Source organism: Finegoldia sp. BIOML-A4 (assembly GCF_009679635.1).
Classification (GTDB): Bacteria; Bacillota; Clostridia; order Tissierellales; family Peptoniphilaceae; genus Finegoldia; species Finegoldia magna.
On sequence record NZ_WKZC01000001.1, the window covers coordinates 226,988 to 246,721 of the forward strand.

Sequence of the window (19,734 nt, forward strand, 5' to 3'; positions counted from 1 at the left end):
CACTATTTCTATTATGAAGATATTATTTTTTACAGATACACATATAAAATCTAGAAATCCTAGATCTAGAATTGACGATTACGAAGATTCTATTTATAAAAAAATTGAAGAAATAAGAGAAATATCAATAAATGAAAATGTTGACATGATACTTCACGGTGGAGATTTGTTTGATAAAGCAGATGTTGGAATAAAAACAGCATCTAAATTTGGTAAATTATTTCAAACTTTTCCGAAGAAAATTCATATAATAAGTGGGAATCATGATATATATGGTTATAATCCAAACTCTATAGATAGAGCTATGATGGGACTATACAATTCATTAGATGTATTAGAACTAGTTGAAGAAGATAATCCTATTATCATAGAAAGGGATGGTTTGAGGGTTCAAATATCTGGCCAACCATATACTCATGATATTGATTCATCTGATAAATCCCATTATTATCCGAAAAGATTGGATAATATAGACTATCATATACTAATGATACACAGTTTTTTATTGTATAAGAAATTTATTGAACAAATTGAGTATACTTTAATCGATCAAATTATGGATACTGATTGTGATATTGTGTTAAGTGGACACTATCATACTGGATTTAAGACTGTAAAGGTCAATGAAAAGTATTTCGCAAATCCAGGAAGTATCGCTAGAATGACTAATACTGAATCAGAAAGAAAAAGAAGACCTAAGGTCTTGATAATCGAACTTACAAAAGATGATATCAAAATTGAAGAAATTTTTCTAAAAAGTGCTAAAAATAGCAGTGAAATTTTTTCTAATGATAAATTAAATCCGTATTCTATTAAAAACAAAAGCCTACTGGATATAAAAGAAAGACTTTCAAAGTTATCAAGCAATCCGATTATAGACATCAATAACAACTTAAAATCCATAGGAAGAGAAATGAAAATAGATGAAGAAATTATTGATGAAGCCATAAGGAGAATAGAATAATGTATATTACCGATATATATTTAACTAATTTTCAGTCATACGAACAAGGTCATTTTGAGCTTTCAGAAAAAGTAAACTTAATTACAGGTGCTTCTGATAGTGGAAAAACTGCCTTAATTAGAGCTCTATCATGGGTCTTATTCAATGATTACACAACTGATTTATTAATCAGAAATGGATACAATAATGTTGAAGTCAAAATTGTATTTAACAATGGTAATTTTATTTTAAGAGGTAGAAAAGGTAATACTAATTATTACTACATTAAAAATAATCCTGATAATGAAGAGATAAAGAAATATGAAAATTTCGGTAGAGAAATACCATCAGAAATTCAAGATGATTTTCTTTTTAAAAAAGTTAATCTCTTGAACGAGAAATACAATATTTTAATCGCTTCACAATTAGAAAATTCATTTTTGCTGTCAGAAACAGATTCTACAAAAGCAAATGCTATCGGGAAACTAGTAAATATTGATATACTAGACAATGCATCCAGAAATGTCTCAAGAGAAATAAAAAGCACAAAAGGAGAATTAAATTTTAAAAAAAGTTTTATCAACGAAAAAGAAGAATCTCTAAATAAATATGATTATTTAAATGAAGAAAAAATAAAAATTGACAACCTAAAAGTTTTATACAATAATTTAGCCAAAAATTCTGAAAAATTAAATATATTGAAAACATTATCCATTAAACTTTCTGAATTAAATGTCAGGATTAAAAATGGTTATAAATACTTAGATAACTACAAAGGACTAGATATTTGTTCAGAAACTTTGCAGAATACAGAAGATAATATGTCTTCCTTTACAAAACTTAATCAACTATATGAGTATTCTCAGGAAATAATAAAAGGTATCGAATCTAGTAATGTAAAATTGAATAATTTAAGATATACGGATTTGATATCAGAAATTATTGATAACATCGATAAAAATCTTACTTTATTGAAGTTTTTGAAACCATTATATGATAGATTAACTTACGTAAAAAGTAGTTATACCAACTATAAAACTATATTAGAGAAATTTAAACAAGTGCCTAAATCCTATAATATCTTATTAAATACTCAAAATGATATCCAAATTTTAAATCAGTTATCTAATTTAAATGAAAATTACTATAGAATTAACCAATCAATAAGCAATAATAGTCAGGTATTAACAAGTATTAATACATCTAAAGTATCTGATTTAATAAATAGAATTGATAAAAACAAAGAAAAATATATACAACTATATAAACTTAACATTTCATATCTAAAAATTAATAAAATCATTTTAGACCAATATGATAAATTAGATAAATTGAATTCTATCAATAATTTACAAATTATATTATTAAATATTAACAAAGCTTTCGAATTGTTAACCAAACTAAAAATAATAAAAAACACCTTAGATGAAAAACAAGAGATTTATCAACAGAATACTAAAGTATTAGCTGAATGTAATTTTTTAATAGATGACTTGATAAATAAATACAAAGAAAATCTTTACAAAGAAAAAATATGTCCATTTTGTCTAAGTGAAATAGATGAAGATCATGTTACTCAAATAGTAAAGGAGTTAAGAAAATAATGAATACTAATGAACGTTTTAACAACATAAAAGAAAGACTTGATAAAGCTAAAGAAGAAAAAAATAGAGCCGAAATTGCATTAGAGACTTTAGAGAAGCAAAAAGAAGATATACTTAATCAGTTGAAAGAATTAAATATAGATCCTGAAAATTTGGAATCAGAAATTACTAAACTTCAAAATCAAATCGAACAAGATTTACAAAAAGCTGAGGAGCTTCTTCCTGATGCAAAAAATTGATTTAACTCAAATTCAATCCAAAATCACTTCTATGGAAATTAAGTATCAAAGTGAATTAGCGGTAAAAAAATCAATAGAAGAAGAAATATTAGCTACAAAAAAAAGCATTGATGCCCTTGAAAAGCAAATAGAAAAACTTGAGATCATCAAAATGCTCTATGACAAGACTTCAGAATATTCAAGAGAACAAGCCAAAATTCAAATAGAAAACCTTGTAAGTAGATGTTTAAGTTATATCTTTGAAAAAGAAATGAATTTTAAAATCGAAATAAAAATCAAAAACAACAATCCTTCTGCCAAGTTTTTTATAGAAGAAAGCTTAGATATTGATGGTGAGATTAAAACTTTTACCTACGATATTGTCGATGCTAGAGGTGGTGGAGTAGTAGATATAGTTTCTTTGGCACTAAGAATTTCTTTTATCATGCTATATGAAAATAATCTTGCCAATATTATTGTACTTGATGAACCTTGTAAGCATGTTAGTGAAGACTATATACACAATGTAGCAAATTTTATCAATGAAATTAGTGAAGAATACAATAAACAAATTATAATGATTTCCCATAACGCTCACTTATCAGCTATTGGAGATATTAACTATAGAATTACAAATAGAAATAATACATCTGAAATAGATGTTATATAATTTTCTATTATATATCTAAATATTGACAATCAACGGTATTTGTACTACACTAAAAGAGTAAATTTATCCAAAAGATTTATTTAATGAATATTGAAAATTGAATAAAGGGGGTGTATTTATGAGCACCGCGACATCTTTAATAATTGCTATAATTGCTGCAATTTTAGGTATTGTAATAGGTTTCTTTTTGAGAAAAAGCATGGCCGAGAAAAAAATCAGAAGTGCTGAAGATTATGCTGTTAAAATAATTGAAGATGCAAACAAAGATGCTGAAGCTAAGAAAAAAGAACTATTAGTAGAAGCAAAAGATGAAATCTTTAAGATGAAAAGTGATTTAGATCGTGAAAACAAATCTCGATTGAAAGAAATCAGTCGTCAAGAAGATAGACTTAATTCTAAAGAAGAAAATTTAGAACGAAAAAATGCATCATTAGAGAAGAAACATAAAAAGCTAGATACAGAATTAAAGAAAGCTGACGATATGCAACAAAAAATTCAATCCATAATAGATGAAAAGGAATTAGAATTGGAAAAAGTTGCAGGATTAACAAGCGATGAAGCCAAGGACATTGTTCTTGATAGAGTTAAATCTGAAACAATACGTGAGCAAGCTGCTATTATTAAAGAAATCGAATCCAAAACTAAGGAAGAATCTGAAAAATTTGCAAGAGAAATCATTAGTACATCAATTCAAAGATATGCTGCAGATCAAGTAGCGGAATCTACTGTGTCTGTTGTTAATTTACCTAATGATGATATGAAAGGTAGAATCATTGGTCGTGAAGGTAGAAACATAAGAGCATTTGAAACTTTAACAGGTGTAGATTTAATAATTGATGATACTCCAGAAGCTGTTGTATTATCAGCTTTTGATCCTGTAAGACGTGAAATTGCAAGAATCGCTTTGGAAAAACTTATAGTTGATGGAAGAATTCATCCTACTAGAATTGAAGAAATGGTTGAAAAAGCCAAGAAAGAAGTAGATAATACTATAAGAGAAAAAGGCGAAGAAGCTTGTGATGAAACTAATGTACATGGTTTACATCCAGAATTGATTAAAATTCTAGGTAAACTACATTACAGAACAAGTTATGGACAAAATGTTCTTAAACATTCTATTGAGGTATCTAATATCGCTGGAATGCTTGCAAGTGAACTAGGAGTAAACGTGAAATTAGCTAAAAGAGGTGGATTACTTCACGATTTAGGAAAAGCAATTGACCACGAAATCGAAGGACCACACGTTGAACTAGGCGTTAACGCTGCCAAAAGATTCAAAGAACCAAAAGATGTTATCAATTGTATTGAGGCTCATCATGGCGATGTTGAACCAACATGTATTGAATCTATATTAGTTCAATCTGCTGATGCAATATCAGCAGCAAGACCTGGAGCTAGACGTGAATCTATGGAAAACTATATCCAAAGATTAGAAAATCTAGAACAAATAGCTAATTCATTTGATGGTATTGAAAGTTCTTATGCTATACAAGCTGGTAGAGAAATCAGAATTATGGTTAAACCAGAAGTTATTGATGAAAGCGCTATGGTTATATTAGCAAAAGATGTAGCTCATAAAATTGAAAGTGAATTAGAATATCCTGGACAAATTAAAGTAAATGTCATAAGAGAAAATAGGGTATCTGATTACGCAAAATAAGAATTAACTTAGAAGGTCAACAAATGTTGACCTTCTTCTAATATGAAAAACTTTAAAAGGATTTAAAAATGATTGATATGCACGTACATTCTACAGAAAGTGATGGAAGATTAAGTATTGAAGAAATTCAAAAAACTGCAAATAAAAATCATATAGATGAAATTGCAATTACTGATCATGATATTTTAATGTCTGCTGATCCAGAACTTTGTAATACTAACATCATTAAAGCTGTAGAATTTGGTATAACTTACAAAAACAAAGAAGTACATATTCTTGGATACTATGTAGATAGTTCCAATGAAAACTTACGAAAAATTTCTGAATTAGCTATAAATGATAGAGCCAATAGAATTGATATTTTTGAGAAAAATTTTGCTAAATTTGGAATCAAAATTGACAAAGAAAAAGTCCTAAATTATAGTAAGGATAAAGTTTTTTCTAGAAGTAATTTAGCTCAATATTTAGTAGATATTAATATATGCAAAAATAAAAACGAAGCGTTTAACGAATATTTATCTCCAAAAGGTAAATGTTATGTCGCAAAAAGCTTCACATCACTACAAAACATTATTGATTCTATAAAATCAGCTAATGGAGTATGTGTTTTAGCACATCCTATAACATTGAATGATGATAATATTGTAGATGAAATAATAGAAATGGGTATTGATGGAATTGAAGTAATTAATTCAAAACATTCATTTACTGATATCAAAAAATATTTAAATATAGCGATAAAAAACAAACTAATATATACAGCAGGAAGCGACTGTCATGGAAAGCAGTTTGATGGTAACTATTTAATGGGAAATTTTGCATTAAATTATACAACACTTAAATCTATAAAAAAACTACACGAATTAAGGAGCAATTATGTTATCAAATAAAATTAACAGTATAAATCCATCTTTAACACTTGAGTTGAGTGCTAAAATTAATAAATTAAAAAAAGAAGGAATAAAAGTCTATAACTTTACAGTTGGAGAACCAGACTTCAAGACTCCAAGATATATAATTGATAAAACTTTAGAGTACTTGGATAACGGAATTGTTAGATATACTGATACTAGCGGAATACCTGATTTACGAGAAGAAATAAGTTTAAAACTTAACAAATGTAATCATATAAAATGCGATAAAGATTCTATAGTTGTATCCACTGGTGCTAAACAAGCAATAGTTAATAGCTTATTTGCATTAACAAATCCTAATGATGAAGTTCTTATACCATCTCCATATTGGTTAAGTTATCCTGAAATGTGTAAATTAACAGATTGTAAGCCTGTCATTTTACCATATAATGAAAACTTCAAAGTCGATGTCGATATATTAAACCAATATAAAAACTCAAACACTAAGTGTCTTATATTAAATAATCCTTCTAATCCTACAGGAGTTATTTATTCAAAAGAAGAATTACTTAGTATTGGTAACTGGGCAGTCGAAAATAATATTTATATTATATCTGATGAAATTTACGAAAGATTATCATATGATAAAGAATTTATAAGTATAGGCTCATTATCTGATGAAATTAATGAGATAACAATAACAATTAATGGTTTTTCAAAGGCTTATGCAATGACTGGATTTAGGTTGGGTTATTCTTGTAGCTCTAAGGAGGTCTCTAAGCTCATAAAAAGACTTCAAGGACATATTACATCCAATGCTAATACATTGAGCCAAATAGCCGGTTTAACAGCGTTAAAAGACGAATCTGATGAAGTAGAACAAATGATTGGTGAATTTAAGTCCAGAAGAGACTATATAGTATCCAAACTAGATGAATTTGACATAGAATATATTTATCCAGCAGGAGCATTCTATATATTCATTAAAATAGATCAATTTTATAATAGTACAATTAATAATTCTTTAGAATTATGTAATGAATTGCTTTCCAAATATAACGTTGCATTCGTACCAGGTATTGTTTTTGGAGACGACAAATATATTAGAATGAGCTATGCAACAAGTATTGAAGACATTAAACAAGGATTAGAAAACTTAAAAAATTTTATAGTAGATCAAAAAATATAGCAAATTTTAATTGCTATATTTTTTGACAATAGAGGAGGTTTTTGATAAAATTACAATGTCACAAAATAATAATTTTGTGACATTGTATATGAAAAATTTGGAGGTACTATGAACTATGAATAGCTATCCTATGATACTTATGGACTTTTTAGACTACTTAGAAACTATTAAAGGACGTTCGTCAAATACAGTTAAAGAATATGCTTACGATATCAATTTAATGATTAAATACATTATAGCACGTAAGCAAAATATAAAATTAAAATCGTTTGATGATATTGTTCAGATTGATTCTTCTGATGTAGATTTGAATTTTTTCAAAAATATTGATGTTATTGATCTGCATTCTTTTATGGGATTTTTAGATCATAATAGATCCAATGGTTCGTCTACACGCAGTCGTAAAACTTCTAGTATTAGAACGTTTTATAAGTATCTTATCAATATTAGAAAACTTGATATAATAAACCCTGCAGAACTCTTAGATTCGCCAAAAAAAAATATAAGACAACCAGTATATCTTACTCTAGATGAATCACTAAGTTTACTTAAAGTTATACTACGTGAAAAAGATGAAGAAATAAAAGCTCGTGATTACTGTATTACAGTATTATTTTTAAACTGTGGCATGAGACTATCAGAGCTTAGTAGCATAAACATCGATCATATAAAAACAAATACATTGAGAGTTATCGGTAAAGGAAACAAAGAAAGAACTGTTTATCTAAATGCTATGTGTTTAGATGCTTTAGATAATTATCTTAAAATAAGACCAGAAATCGATAATGACGCACTATTTATCAGCAAAAAAAGAAATCGAATGAGCAATCGTGCAATACAGTACAGAATAGAACATTATTTAAAAGTTGGTGGATTTGACACTAGTATATACAGTGTTCATAAATTACGCCACACAGCAGCTACTTTAATGTATCAATATGGTGATGTCGATATAAAAGTATTACAAGAGATTTTAGGACATGAATCAGTATCAACAACACAAATTTACACACATGTAGATAATAATAGTTTAAGAAATGCAGTAAATAAGAACCCTCTTAATAGCTTGGACAACGATTTAAAAAATAATAAGTAAGAAAAACAAAAAGATCAAGACATGCGCTTGATCTTCATTACTGTTATTAGATAGTATTAGGAGTATAACAGTATCTTATTTATTTATTAAAGGTATGTTCAAATGTTCGCCTACTTTAATTGAGCTACCCTCTATAAATCTATTGTATTGTTTTATTATAGATATAAATTGTCTTGTACTCATATTATCTGGTTTGAATTTTGTAGAAATTTTCCATAATGAATCTGATGGTTCTACGATATAATACTCAGTGTTATATTCTTGATTCTGATAATTACCATAACTAAGATTAGACGTTAATACTAAAATCATAAAGCATAATGCTACAAAACAAATTGATATAAATCTAAAAAATTTGAACTTATTTGTAATTTTATATTTTTTCATATTTCCTCCCGTTCAGAAACTATTTTCTGTACATATGTTCTATGTTTTTATTCTACAACATATGTTCTTATATGTCAACAAAAGTTTTTATGTTCTATTAAAAAAGGAAACAAATGTTTCATTTCTTGAAGAAATATGATATAATCAAGAAAAGAATAGAAAAGGAGTATATTAATGTACGATGATTTAACCTCTAAGCAAATAGAAATATTAAAATTTATAAAAAGATATATAGATTACAAAGGATATCCCCCTGCTATTCGCGAAATTGGTGATAGTTTGAATATCAATTCTACATCAACTGTTCATAATAATATTTTGAAATTAGAAATGAAGGGTTATTTAAGAAGAGATCCTTTAAAAAATAGAGCTTTAGAAATTATAGATAGTGTTTATGAAGAACAAGAAAATGAAATAAAAAAAGAGACTATAGATGTTCCTATTGTTGGAAAAGTTCAAGCTGGAATGCCAATTTTGGCCATAGAAAATGTCGAAGATACATTTCCTCTTCCTATTGAATATACATCACAAGGTGTAGTATTTATTTTGAAAGTCCAAGGAGAATCTATGATTGAAGATGGAATATTAAACGGTGATAAGATAATTGTAAGAAAACAAAATACTGCAAATAATGGAGATATTGTCGTTGCATTAATGGATGAATCAGCAACTGTTAAAAGGTTTTACAGACATTCAGACCATATTGAACTAAGACCTTCTAATTCAACTATGTATCCTATTATTGTAAAAGATGTAGAAATTCTAGGAAAAGTTATTGGCCTATACAGAAATATTTATTAAATAATACCAAGAAAGCCTTCTTATTTTGCAATAGGAAGGCTTTTATTAATTTAGATTAGATTTTTATTTTTTAAATTCTTAACAACTTTCATACAAGCAAGTAATGCTTGATTATAACTCAGTGATCCTTGAAAATAAGCTACATATGGCTCTCTTAATGGACCGTCAGCTGAAATCTCTATACTAGAACCATCAATAAAGCTTCCAGATGCCATTATAACTTTATCATCATATCCTGGCATATCCCAAGGATAAGGAACTACGTGTGAATCTACAACAGATGATTCTTGAATAGATCTACAAAATTCAACAACTCTTTCTTCATTTTTTAAAATAATCGCACAAATTATATCACTTCTTTTATCTTCCACATCAGGTATTGTTTTAAATCCCAATTTTTTAAATACATGAGAAAATAATAATGCTGATTTCATAGCTTCTATTGTAATCTTGGGAGCCATAAATAACCCTTGCAGTGTGTTTCTAGTAGTGCCAAAAGTTATTCCTACTTCCTTCCCTATTCCTGGTGCTGTTAATGTATTCGCTACCCTATCGATGATGGATTTTTTACCAGCAATATATCCACCAGAAAGCGCTATTCCACCACCTGGATTTTTTATCAAAGATCCAGCAATAACATCACATCCAACCTCAATAGGTTCTTTGTATTCAGTGAACTCTCCGTAACAGTTGTCAACCATGATGATAATTTCAGGAAACTTATCTTTGATAAATTTAGCTGCTTTTTCAATTTGTTCAATATTTATAGCATTTCTCAAGCTATATCCTGTTGACCTTTGAATAGCAATCATTTTTACTGAAGAGTCTATTTTAGATTCTACAGATTCTAAATCTATATTATTATCGACCAAATCAACATAGTCAAAGTCAATACCATACTCTTTTAAATTACATGGTGAATTACCTTCAATGCCTATCACTTCTTGTAATGTATCGTAAGGCAAACCCGTAATATATAATAACTTATCTCCAGGTAATAATACGCCCTTCATCAATAAGCTTAAAGCGTGGGTTCCAGAAGCAATTGAAGGTCTAACAAGACAGTCTTCTGCCTTAAAAATATCCCTAAAAATCGCTTCACATTTATCTCTTCCAACGTCTCCATATCCGTATCCAGTTGTTGATGCAAAATCTGTAGCTTGTAACTTATTATCTTGGAAAGCTTTCAAAACCTTAAGTTGATTAACAAACTCCAAATTCTCCAATTCTTTAAATTTATCTGATAGTTGATTATTACTTTTTATTACTGTATCGTAGCTATAATTATCTACATCATACCATTCTTTTATTTTATCTTTTATCATATAACCATTCTTTCACATTTTCCAAACAAATTTGTTCAATATCTTCAAATTTTTTAAAATCTTTCAAATTCATCCAATGAATTCTTTCATCTTGTCTGAACCAAGTTAATTGTCTCTTGGCATATTTTCTGCTATTTTTTTTCATTAAACTAACCATATCTTTAAAAGAGATCTCATTATTCAAATACATAAAAGCTTCTCTGTAACCTATAGCTTGTATTGATTGGGAATTTTCATCTGTCATTTCATAAATGTACTTACATTCGGCCATAAAGCCTTCATCGATCATCTCATCCACTCTTTGATTAATCCTTTCATAAAGGATATGTCTGTCATCATTTAACCCAATTATATAAAAATCATAATCATCATTATAGTGATCAAATTTATCGTTTATTTCACTAAACTTATGTCCAGTAAGCTTATACACTTCAATTGCTCTAATAACACGTCTCACATTATTCATATGAATTTTACTTGCCGACTCAGGGTCTATATCTTCTAAGATTTCGTGAAGTTTTTGATTACCTTGTGATTCTGCAATATTTTCCAATTCATATCTTAATTTTTCATCAGACTTAACAGTGTTAAACTCTAATTTATGTGTTATAGAATTGATATATAATCCTGTTCCTCCAACAATAATTGGAATTTTGTTTTTAGCTGAAATGTCTTCAATTTTTTCTATGCAAAGACTTTGAAATTCCTCTACATTAAAATTCTCATCTGGTTTAACTATATCTATCAAATGATGTTTTATTTCTTTCTGATATTTTGGTTCGACTTTTGCAGTACCAATATCCATATACTTATAGATTTGCATAGAATCTGCAGAAATAATCTGACTGTTTAATCTTTTTGCTAAAAAAATACTTAACCTAGTCTTCCCTACTCCAGTAGGTCCGACGATTACAATACATTTTTTTTTCATTTTATCCTCATAAACATTTTTTCTAAATCTTTTTCATTCATTTCAATAAAAGTTGGCCTTCCATGAGGACAAGTTAATGGATATTCACATTTAAATAAATCTTCTAAAAGTTTAATTATTTCAAAGTTACTTAATGTATCGCCTGATTTTACGCTCATTTTACAAGATCTCTTTATTACTTTAGACTCTATTACATCAAAAGGATCATTTGAATTCTTAGCAATAGTATCCAAAATATCAGTAAATAAAAACTCAGCATTTGAATTTCCAAATAAATAAGGAACAGCACGAATAACAACGGAATCATCTGAAAAAACATCACTTTCATACCCCAATTCTTCAAATATATTCTTGTTATTTGCATATATTTCCATTAATTCATCAGTTAAAGATATATTAATTGGAAAAGCTAAATTTTGAGATACTACTTCTTTATCTTGCATTTGTTTTGTTAATTTTTCATAATTAATTCTCTCATGACATGCGTGTTGGTCAAATAAATATATTTTACTGTCAAACTCATCCTTAGCTAAAATATACGTTTTAAACAAAACTGTTAATATATCAAATTTTTCATATTTTTTTAAAGAAGATTCGACTTTAATTTGTTCACTATCGTTATTAAATAAATTATTTTGATTTACTATCTTGTTACCATCAAAAAATTCTTCGGTAGTTTTTGGATTTCTTATAATATCTTCTGGCTCATCTTTATATTTTATATTTCTCAAATTACTTAATTTTGAATTATCATTGAAAAGATTATAAGAATAAGTAGGTTCTGACACCTTATCGTTCTTATAGTTTGTTGTGCTAAAATCAGATTCAAAATAATTTTTTCTTAAATCTTTGTACTTGTCATCATCAGGAATTGACTGGCTAATATTTGCAATTCGTGAATTATTTTCTAATAAAAATCTAACTTTTTTATTAAGTTCTTCCAATATTTCATCTAAAATAGAAATTTTAACTTTTTGTTTATTTGGATGAACATTAACATCTACAAGCTTTGGATTTATTTCAAAAAACAACCAAAATAATGGAAATCTTCCATTAGGTATTACAGATTTATAATTAGATTCTACGGTATTTCTTATGTCTTCAGATTTAACAAATCTTCCATTTAGAAATATATATTGCATTTGTCGATTAGCTCTATACAAATTATTATTTGAAATATAGCCATGGATTTTGTAATCTCGTGAATTTATATCTATATCAATTAAATTATTTGACATCGAAGTTCCAAATAAGTTAATAATATTCTCCCTAATTGAAGAAATCTTTTTAGTCTCAAACAGAGTTTTGTTATCCTTAATGTATTTAATTGAAACATCTGTGTTGCAAATAGCAAATTTGTACATTGTAGTTGTTATGAGATTTGCTTCTGTCTGGTCTGACTTCATAAATTTTTTTCTTACAGGTACATTGTAAAATAAATCCTTGATTATTATCTTAGTTCCTACATTCATTGCAACATCAGATTCACTAATAACCTTTGAATTTCTAAACTCAACTTTCTTCCCTATTTTTTCTGATTTTGTTCTCGTACTGACAGAAAGTTTACTCACAGCAAGAATACTAGCTAACGCTTCTCCTCTAAAACCTAATGTCCTTATATCATACAAATCATCAAATTTTTCAAGCTTACTAGTTGAATGTCTTTTAAACGCTAATTCTATTTCATTTTTTTCAATTCCAGAACCATTATCGCTAACAGATATAAAATCTTTCCCACCATTTTTAATTTCTACAACAATAGTATCACTTCCAGCATCTATAGAGTTTTCAACTAACTCTTTTATAACTGAAACAGGTCTTTCAATAACTTCACCTGCTGCGATTTTTTGAATTGTATCTTCTGACAATAACTTAATCATCTTTATCACCTAATTTCGAAGCCCTTATAACAAGCTCATTCAACAGTTGTAGGGACTGAAGAGGAGTAATCTCATTTATATTAATATTTTTAATTTCATCCTTGAAATTTTCCAATTCATTAATATTTTTTTCATCGTCATCATCGTTATTAACTGTAAAATCTGCAATTGGTAAATCAATTTTAGTATCTTCCTTGTCAATTTCTTTTAAAATTGATTTTGCACGTTTTATAAGAGTCTTTGGCATTCCAGCTAACTCAGCTACTTCAATACCATAGCTTTTATCAGTCGAACCTCTAGTAATTTTTCTTAAAAATATAATAGAGTCATTAGTTTCTTTTATATCGACTTTCATATTAATGAGATTATCCAACTTTTTTTCTAATTCTGTAAGTTCATGATAATGAGTTGCAAACAAAGTTTTTGCTTTTATATTCTTTGAAATATATTCAACGATAGCCCACGCAAGACTTAGTCCATCAAATGTCGATGTACCTCGACCTATTTCATCTAGAACTAACAAACTATTTGAAGTAGCATACTTGATAATATTGCTCATTTCTTTCATTTCTACCATGAAAGTAGATTCACCTTTAAATAAATTATCACTTGATCCAATTCTTGTGAAAATCTTGTCCACAATCGAAATATTTGCCTTGGTAGCAGGTACGAATGAACCTATTTGATTCAATATACAAATCAAGGCAACTTGTCTTAGGTACGTAGATTTACCACTCATATTAGGGCCAGTAATTAACTGTATATCATTTTTCCCAGATCCTATTAGAATATCATTAGTTATGAACTCAGATTGGCCCACACTCAACTCCACTATAGGATGTCTGGATTCTAATACATCAATTAATCCATAAGTATTGATATCAGGCTTAATATAATTATTCAAGTAAGCACATTTAGCAAGTGAATTTGATACATCAATGATTGCAATCAAATCAGCTGATTTTTTTATTCTAGATAAATTTTTTAGAATTATTTTTCTAATGTCCTCAAATATTTTATACTCAAGTTCAAAAATCTCATCCTCAGAATCTAATATTTTTGATTCTATATCTTCTAATTGTTTAGTCTTAAATCTTGATGAATTAGTTAATGTTTGTCTTTTTTCATAATCATCTCCAACTTTATTTAAGTTAGATTTGGTTACATCTATGAAGTAACCAAGTTTTTTATTAAATACAATTTTTAAGTTTTTAATTCCTAATCTATCTTTTTCAGACATTTCGTATTCTACTAATTCATTTTTCCCATTCACTCTGTTATATCTCAACTGATCCAATTCAGTAGAAAAATTAGATTTTATTAAGTTTCCTTCTGTCAAAGTTATTGGAGGATCATCAACTATTGATTTATCAATTAAATCGTATATGTCTTGTAAATCATCTAATTTTTCTCCTAATAATTGCATGTTTTTCTTATTGCAATTTAAAAGATTTTTTAAATAAGGAATCTTTTCAATAGAAACCTTTAGAGCAATTAAATCCTTGGCATTGGCACTTTTATATGATAATTTCGCTATAAGCCTATCTAAATCGTATATACCATCAAGACAATCTTCTAAATTAACTAATAACTCATAATCTTCAAAAATTTCTTCAACCCTATTTTGTCTAGTCAAAATTTCTTCTTTATCCATCAATGGTCTCTCTAAATAGCTATGCAATAGTCTAGATCCCATAGAAGTTTTTGTATGATTCAATACTCCGAACAAACTACCATTTTTAGAATTTGTATATAAGTTTTTTTGAATTTCTAGATTAATAACGCTATTAGAATCAATCTCCATAAACTCATTAATATAATATTTACTAGAGCTATTGATATGAACTAAATCCTCTTGATATCTGAATACATATTTTAATAAATTCACAACACAAATATTAGTTGTTTCACTGTTGCTATTATCGTATTTTATCTTGCTATTAATGAAATCTAAAGCATTAGTGCTATTATTAACAGTTGTTAATACAATAGAAAACTTAGTTGCTATTGTTTCTAATGATTTAACAGAAAACTCATGATCATTAAATATTATTTCTTTTGGAGTAATTTTTGAAATCTCGTTTTCAATTATTTTATAAATATCATCAGATGTAGTATTAGTATACGAAATATTACCTGTTGAAATATCTATATATGAAATAGCTACCTCATTCGATTTTCTTGAAATACTCATCAGGTAATTAAAATTTCCAGTGTCAGAATTTTCATTTTCTATTACTGTAGCAGGAGTATAGATTTTAATGATTCCTCTTTTAACTAAACCTTTTACCAATTTGGGATCTTCAAGTTGTTCACATATAGCAACCTTATATCCTTTTGATACCAATTTATTAATATATACATCACTCACATGGTAAGGAATACCACACATTGGACATTTTTGGTTTTCCCCACAGTCTCTTTGTGTCAAAACAATTTCAAGTTCTTTGGAAGCTAGTAAAGCATCTTCAAAGAACATTTCATAGAAATCTCCTAATCTAAAAAATAATATACAATCTTTGTTTTGTTCTTTTATTTCTTTGTATTGTTTGATCATAGGAGTATAACCCATATTAATCCACCATTTCCCCTGTTAATGCAAAAGAATTAAAATCTACAATTTTTGTATTTACTAATTTCCCTATATAAGATTTATCACATTTAACATTTACTAACTTAAATGTTCTAGTTCTTCCTGTCATTACTTCAGGATTATTCTTACTTTCCCCTTCAATTAATACTTCTTGTATAGTACCAAGGTATGATTTGTTCTTCTCGTAAAAAATCGGATAAGCAACATCCAAAAGTCTTTCTAATCTATCTTGCTTTACATCTTCATCAACTTGATCTTCGAATAAATCAGCTTTTGTTCCTGGTCTTCTGTTATATTTAAATGTAAAAGCTTGTTCGTATCCAACCTTTCTAACCACATCCAATGTGTCTTGAAAATCTTCTTCTGTTTCTCCTGGAAAGCCTACTATAATATCAGTTGAAAAAGTAATTCCTTTTACGCTTTTCTTTAATTTTTCTACCTTCTCTAAGTAAGATTCCTTAGTATATCTCCTATGCATTCTTTCTAGAACCGAATTTGACCCAGCTTGAAAAGGTAGATGAATGTTTTCGCAAACTTTATCTAATTTACCCATAGCATCGATTAGTTCATCGGAAATATCTTTAGGATGACTTGTCAAAAATCTTAATCTTTCAAGTCCTTCAACGTCATTAACCTTAGTTAATAATTCCGTAAATGTAACCGGTTTTTCAAGAGTTTTTCCGTAAGAATTTACATTTTGCCCTAGTAAAGTTATATCTTTATAGCCTTGATCTACCATTCTTTTCACTTCAGATAAAATACTTTCAACAGATCTACTTTGTTCTCTTCCCCTTGCATAAGGAACTATACAATAAGTGCAAAAATTATTGCATCCTGTCATTATATTTACATATCCAACATATTCATTGTCCCTTTTGATAGCAATATCTTCGTCAATATCATCTTTTCTTTCAATATCTACAACTAATTTTCCGCTGCTTAGGTGTCTGTCTATAAGATATGGTAATGAATTTATGTTATTTACACCAAATACTATATCAACTTGAGGATATTTTTCTCTAATTATATCTCTTGCTGGGCCAGTTTGCATCATACATCCACAAACTGCAATAAGCATATCTGGATTTTCTCTTTTTAAGTTTTTCAATGCTCCAAGTTGACCGTATACTTTCATTTCTGCATTTTCTCTTACTAAACAAGTATTAAAAATAATAAAGTCTGCATCTAATTTTTCATCAGATTGTTCAAATCCCATGTTTTGTAGTAATGTTTTGATTTTTTCGGAATCATGTTCGTTCATTTGACAGCCATGAGTAATTATCGAATAAGTCGGAGCATGTCCGTGTCTATTTATAAATAAATTAACATAAGAATTTGAAGCTAATTTATTATTGTTTTCTTCCATTTAAATCTCCTTTATAAAATATAAGCCATCGATATTCGATAGCTTATAAATAATTTTTATATTTTAATTAATGTAATTGTTATATTATCATCGGATTTATTAATTACATTTTCTGATAATGTATTGCATTTTTCTTTTACGGTTAAGTTTGATTTCAAAATATATTCAATACTACTATTATCAATGAATTTGTAAAAACCATCGGTAGCCATGAGTATCTGATCATCAGAGTTTAATTCCTTAATTATATAATCAGGTTTATCCATACTCAAAAAGCCAAGTCCTCTTGTTATAGCATTTTTAAGATTTTCATTATTTTTTACAACATGGTCTTTTGATATTTGATAAAAACCATATTCATTTTGCAAATAAGCTCTGCTATCTCCAACATTGAATAAATACATTGTATTTTCTTTAATAATAGTAGCTAAGAATGTTGTTCCTATATTATTTAGGCAATTATTCGATTTTGAGAAATCCAAAATTTTATAACCTGCATGATGAATTGATCCATAAATTAGATCTTTCATGGTAAGTTTTTCATCGTAATGATTTTTAAAACAGATCAAAAACTCTTCAACAGCAATTTCAGAAGCTTTTTCCCCGTATTTGCATCCTCCCATACCATCTGCTATTAAAAAAATTTGGGAATCTTTGAAAGTTTCATTTTTATAGTAGTCTTCATTTTTTTCTCTGATATCACCCTTATATGAAATCGAAAAATACTCCATATTATTCCCCACTGTTATTATCGTTTTTTCTAGTATTTGCATTATCTGATTCTTGATTATTATCTGAATTTGAATCTGAATCATTATTATCTACACTAGAATTTTCAGTTTCATCTTCATTAGGTCTTTCATTTTCTTCAGGTGGAGTATATTCATCTTCAACTGTTTCTGTTTTTCTTGCTTTACCAGAACTTACAGTTATAGTAATGAAATCTCCATTTTTAATATTTCTACCAGCTTCAATGCTTTGGTCAATTACTACACCTTCATCATATACTGAACTTTTTTTGTATCTAACTTTCTTAACATTTAAACCTAGATTAGATAGCTCTTTTTTAGCTTTTTTCAAATTTAAACCTATTAAATTAATCATAGTATCTTCTTTTTCTAATCCAAGTTCTACCTTAATTTTTTTCTTAAATAAAAGCTTATCGCCAACTTTTGGACTCTGACCAATAACTACATATTTATTAAAATCTGACTTGTCTACGCTTACTGATTTGTCCACAACTAATTCAATACCATTCGCTGTAGCTTGATTAACAGCAAGTCTTAGGTTTTTTCCAACATAGTCAGGTGCTTTTGGCCTCAAATTATAGTAAAAAATTATTGCTGCAGCAGCAATAAAAGCTAATAATACAGATGTAAAATATACTAAAAAAGACTTAACATAATTATGTGATTTCTTTGTATCTTTTATCTCTTCTTCCTCAAATAAATTTTCATCTATTTTATAGGACATATTTTTCTCATGCTCATTTTTTAAATCTAATTTAATTGTATTATCTATAGAGTCATTATTTGAACTTGTCATTTTATAATTATTAATTACATTTAAATCTTTCATAATACCTTGTGTATCATCATAAGAATTATTTCTTAGTTTTTGATAAAATCTATTCAAATTACTATTTTCTATATCTATATTAGAATTTTCTAAAATTTCTAATAATAGGTTAATATTATGATTTAACTGAGCTTCACTATTACCAAAGTTTTCACCATCAAAGTTTTTAAAAATATCAATCTTAAGATTATTATTTTCATCTACTAACATATTATAAATACGTAAATTTCCAAAAAATATTCCATTATTTTCAGAATAAATTAAAGATAACAAAATCTTTTTTAAAATATCTATTATAAATGATTCTGAAACATTCTTTCTTTTAAACAAATTATCCAATGATATTCCGTCAAAAAACTCATAAGTTAAAAAACACTTATTATTAGAACTAATCATTAAGTCATACATTTCAAGAATATTAGGATGATGTAAGTTTGATAAAGATTTTAAATTATTTGCTAATGAAACAAAATATTTTTTGTCGTTATACTCCTTGAAACTAAGGTATCTATTTAATTTTTTATCATAAGCTTTAAATGTCGTAGAAAATTTGTCTTCATTTATTTTTCTTTGAATTTCGTATCTACTATTTTCCACATTTACCTCCAGTATTCTCTTAATATTTTATCATAATTCAAT

The 19,734-nt window shown here is 27.5% G+C and carries 17 protein-coding genes; 9 read left to right on the top strand and 8 right to left on the bottom strand.

Annotated features, from left to right (window positions below; all coding sequences use genetic code 11):
• Positions 1-13 precede the first annotated feature (13 nt).
• From GKG01_RS00985 to GKG01_RS01020, 8 genes are all read left to right on the top strand, one after another.
• Positions 14-964 (top strand): metallophosphoesterase, encoded by a 951-nt coding sequence (locus GKG01_RS00985; protein WP_094207184.1) that lies wholly within the window; start codon positions 14-16, stop codon positions 962-964.
• Positions 964-2,547: an AAA family ATPase gene (locus GKG01_RS00990; RefSeq protein ID WP_154271120.1), complete on the top strand. Its 1,584-nt coding sequence runs from the start codon at positions 964-966 to the stop codon at positions 2,545-2,547. The genes GKG01_RS00985 and GKG01_RS00990 overlap by 1 nt, the downstream gene beginning before the upstream one ends.
• Positions 2,547-2,786 (top strand): hypothetical protein, encoded by a 240-nt coding sequence (locus GKG01_RS00995; protein ID WP_094205671.1) that lies wholly within the window; start codon positions 2,547-2,549, stop codon positions 2,784-2,786. Before GKG01_RS00990 ends, GKG01_RS00995 begins: the two co-directional genes overlap by 1 nt.
• Positions 2,773-3,435 (top strand): chromosome partitioning protein ParA, encoded by a 663-nt coding sequence (locus tag GKG01_RS01000; protein WP_094203642.1) that lies wholly within the window; start codon positions 2,773-2,775, stop codon positions 3,433-3,435. Before GKG01_RS00995 ends, GKG01_RS01000 begins: the two co-directional genes overlap by 14 nt.
• Positions 3,436-3,553: 118 nt before the next feature.
• Positions 3,554-5,095: a ribonuclease Y gene (gene rny, locus GKG01_RS01005; protein WP_094205670.1), complete on the top strand. Its 1,542-nt coding sequence runs from the start codon at positions 3,554-3,556 to the stop codon at positions 5,093-5,095.
• A gap of 68 nt (positions 5,096-5,163) precedes the next feature.
• Positions 5,164-5,985: a PHP domain-containing protein gene (locus GKG01_RS01010; RefSeq protein ID WP_094205669.1), complete on the top strand. Its 822-nt coding sequence runs from the start codon at positions 5,164-5,166 to the stop codon at positions 5,983-5,985.
• Positions 5,972-7,138 carry a pyridoxal phosphate-dependent aminotransferase gene (locus GKG01_RS01015; protein ID WP_148131170.1) on the top strand — a complete coding sequence of 389 codons (1,167 nt, stop codon included), beginning with the start codon at positions 5,972-5,974 and terminating at the stop codon, positions 7,136-7,138. The genes GKG01_RS01010 and GKG01_RS01015 overlap by 14 nt, the downstream gene beginning before the upstream one ends.
• Before the next feature lie 115 nt (positions 7,139-7,253).
• Positions 7,254-8,234, top strand: coding sequence for a tyrosine recombinase XerC (locus GKG01_RS01020; RefSeq protein WP_094205668.1), 981 nt, complete (start codon positions 7,254-7,256; stop codon positions 8,232-8,234).
• A gap of 75 nt (positions 8,235-8,309) precedes the next feature.
• On the opposite strand, the gene GKG01_RS01025 is transcribed toward GKG01_RS01020, so the two are convergent.
• Complete coding sequence (locus tag GKG01_RS01025; protein ID WP_094205667.1) at positions 8,310-8,621, bottom strand: LysM domain-containing protein; 312 nt, start codon at positions 8,619-8,621, stop codon at positions 8,310-8,312.
• Positions 8,622-8,795: 174 nt separating this feature from the next.
• On the opposite strand from GKG01_RS01025, the gene lexA reads away from it, so the two are divergent.
• Positions 8,796-9,422: a transcriptional repressor LexA gene (lexA, locus tag GKG01_RS01030; RefSeq protein ID WP_094205666.1), complete on the top strand. Its 627-nt coding sequence runs from the start codon at positions 8,796-8,798 to the stop codon at positions 9,420-9,422.
• A 50-nt stretch (positions 9,423-9,472) separates the two neighbouring features.
• On the opposite strand, the gene GKG01_RS01035 is transcribed toward lexA, so the two are convergent.
• From GKG01_RS01035 to GKG01_RS01065, 7 genes are read right to left on the bottom strand one after another with little or no spacing between them, the layout of a single operon-like run.
• Positions 9,473-10,747 carry a methionine gamma-lyase family protein gene (locus tag GKG01_RS01035; protein ID WP_154254200.1) on the bottom strand — a complete coding sequence of 425 codons (1,275 nt, stop codon included), beginning with the start codon at positions 10,745-10,747 and terminating at the stop codon, positions 9,473-9,475.
• Positions 10,734-11,678, bottom strand: a complete 945-nt coding sequence (gene miaA, locus GKG01_RS01040; RefSeq protein WP_154254199.1) for a tRNA (adenosine(37)-N6)-dimethylallyltransferase MiaA — start codon at positions 11,676-11,678, stop codon at positions 10,734-10,736. Before miaA ends, GKG01_RS01035 begins: the two co-directional genes overlap by 14 nt.
• The gene (gene mutL, locus GKG01_RS01045; RefSeq protein ID WP_154271121.1) at positions 11,675-13,558 is read right to left on the bottom strand and encodes a DNA mismatch repair endonuclease MutL; all 1,884 of its coding nucleotides are present in this window, start codon (positions 13,556-13,558) and stop codon (positions 11,675-11,677) included. The genes miaA and mutL overlap by 4 nt, the downstream gene beginning before the upstream one ends.
• Positions 13,551-16,130, bottom strand: a complete 2,580-nt coding sequence (gene mutS / locus GKG01_RS01050) for a DNA mismatch repair protein MutS (protein WP_154271122.1) — start codon at positions 16,128-16,130, stop codon at positions 13,551-13,553. Before mutS ends, mutL begins: the two co-directional genes overlap by 8 nt.
• A gap of 1 nt (position 16,131) precedes the next feature.
• Positions 16,132-17,517 carry a tRNA (N6-isopentenyl adenosine(37)-C2)-methylthiotransferase MiaB gene (miaB, locus tag GKG01_RS01055; protein WP_154271123.1) on the bottom strand — a complete coding sequence of 462 codons (1,386 nt, stop codon included), beginning with the start codon at positions 17,515-17,517 and terminating at the stop codon, positions 16,132-16,134.
• Between the two features lie 56 nt (positions 17,518-17,573).
• On the bottom strand, positions 17,574-18,248 hold the full coding sequence (locus GKG01_RS01060; RefSeq protein ID WP_154271124.1) for a protein phosphatase 2C domain-containing protein: 675 nt from the start codon (positions 18,246-18,248) through the stop codon (positions 17,574-17,576).
• 1 nt (position 18,249) lies between these two features.
• Complete coding sequence (locus tag GKG01_RS01065; protein WP_172975077.1) at positions 18,250-19,692, bottom strand: PASTA domain-containing protein; 1,443 nt, start codon at positions 19,690-19,692, stop codon at positions 18,250-18,252.
• Positions 19,693-19,734: the final 42 nt, after the last annotated feature.

Excerpts from the sequence above, each read along its gene's own strand:
- GKG01_RS00985 (WP_094207184.1), top strand. The coding sequence starts at position 14 with ATGAAGATATTATTTTTTACAGATACACATATAAAATCTAGAAATCCT.
- GKG01_RS00990 (WP_154271120.1), top strand. The coding sequence starts at position 964 with ATGTATATTACCGATATATATTTAACTAATTTTCAGTCATACGAACAA.
- GKG01_RS00995 (WP_094205671.1), top strand. The coding sequence starts at position 2,547 with ATGAATACTAATGAACGTTTTAACAACATAAAAGAAAGACTTGATAAA.
- GKG01_RS01000 (WP_094203642.1), top strand. The coding sequence starts at position 2,773 with ATGCAAAAAATTGATTTAACTCAAATTCAATCCAAAATCACTTCTATG.
- rny (WP_094205670.1), top strand. The coding sequence starts at position 3,554 with ATGAGCACCGCGACATCTTTAATAATTGCTATAATTGCTGCAATTTTA.
- GKG01_RS01010 (WP_094205669.1), top strand. The coding sequence starts at position 5,164 with ATGATTGATATGCACGTACATTCTACAGAAAGTGATGGAAGATTAAGT.
- GKG01_RS01015 (WP_148131170.1), top strand. The coding sequence starts at position 5,972 with ATGTTATCAAATAAAATTAACAGTATAAATCCATCTTTAACACTTGAG.
- GKG01_RS01020 (WP_094205668.1), top strand. The coding sequence starts at position 7,254 with ATGAATAGCTATCCTATGATACTTATGGACTTTTTAGACTACTTAGAA.
- GKG01_RS01025 (WP_094205667.1), bottom strand. The coding sequence starts at position 8,621 with ATGAAAAAATATAAAATTACAAATAAGTTCAAATTTTTTAGATTTATA.
- lexA (WP_094205666.1), top strand. The coding sequence starts at position 8,796 with ATGTACGATGATTTAACCTCTAAGCAAATAGAAATATTAAAATTTATA.
- GKG01_RS01035 (WP_154254200.1), bottom strand. The coding sequence starts at position 10,747 with ATGATAAAAGATAAAATAAAAGAATGGTATGATGTAGATAATTATAGC.
- miaA (WP_154254199.1), bottom strand. The coding sequence starts at position 11,678 with ATGAAAAAAAAATGTATTGTAATCGTCGGACCTACTGGAGTAGGGAAG.
- mutL (WP_154271121.1), bottom strand. The coding sequence starts at position 13,558 with ATGATTAAGTTATTGTCAGAAGATACAATTCAAAAAATCGCAGCAGGT.
- mutS (WP_154271122.1), bottom strand. The coding sequence starts at position 16,130 with ATGGGTTATACTCCTATGATCAAACAATACAAAGAAATAAAAGAACAA.
- miaB (WP_154271123.1), bottom strand. The coding sequence starts at position 17,517 with ATGGAAGAAAACAATAATAAATTAGCTTCAAATTCTTATGTTAATTTA.
- GKG01_RS01060 (WP_154271124.1), bottom strand. The coding sequence starts at position 18,248 with ATGGAGTATTTTTCGATTTCATATAAGGGTGATATCAGAGAAAAAAAT.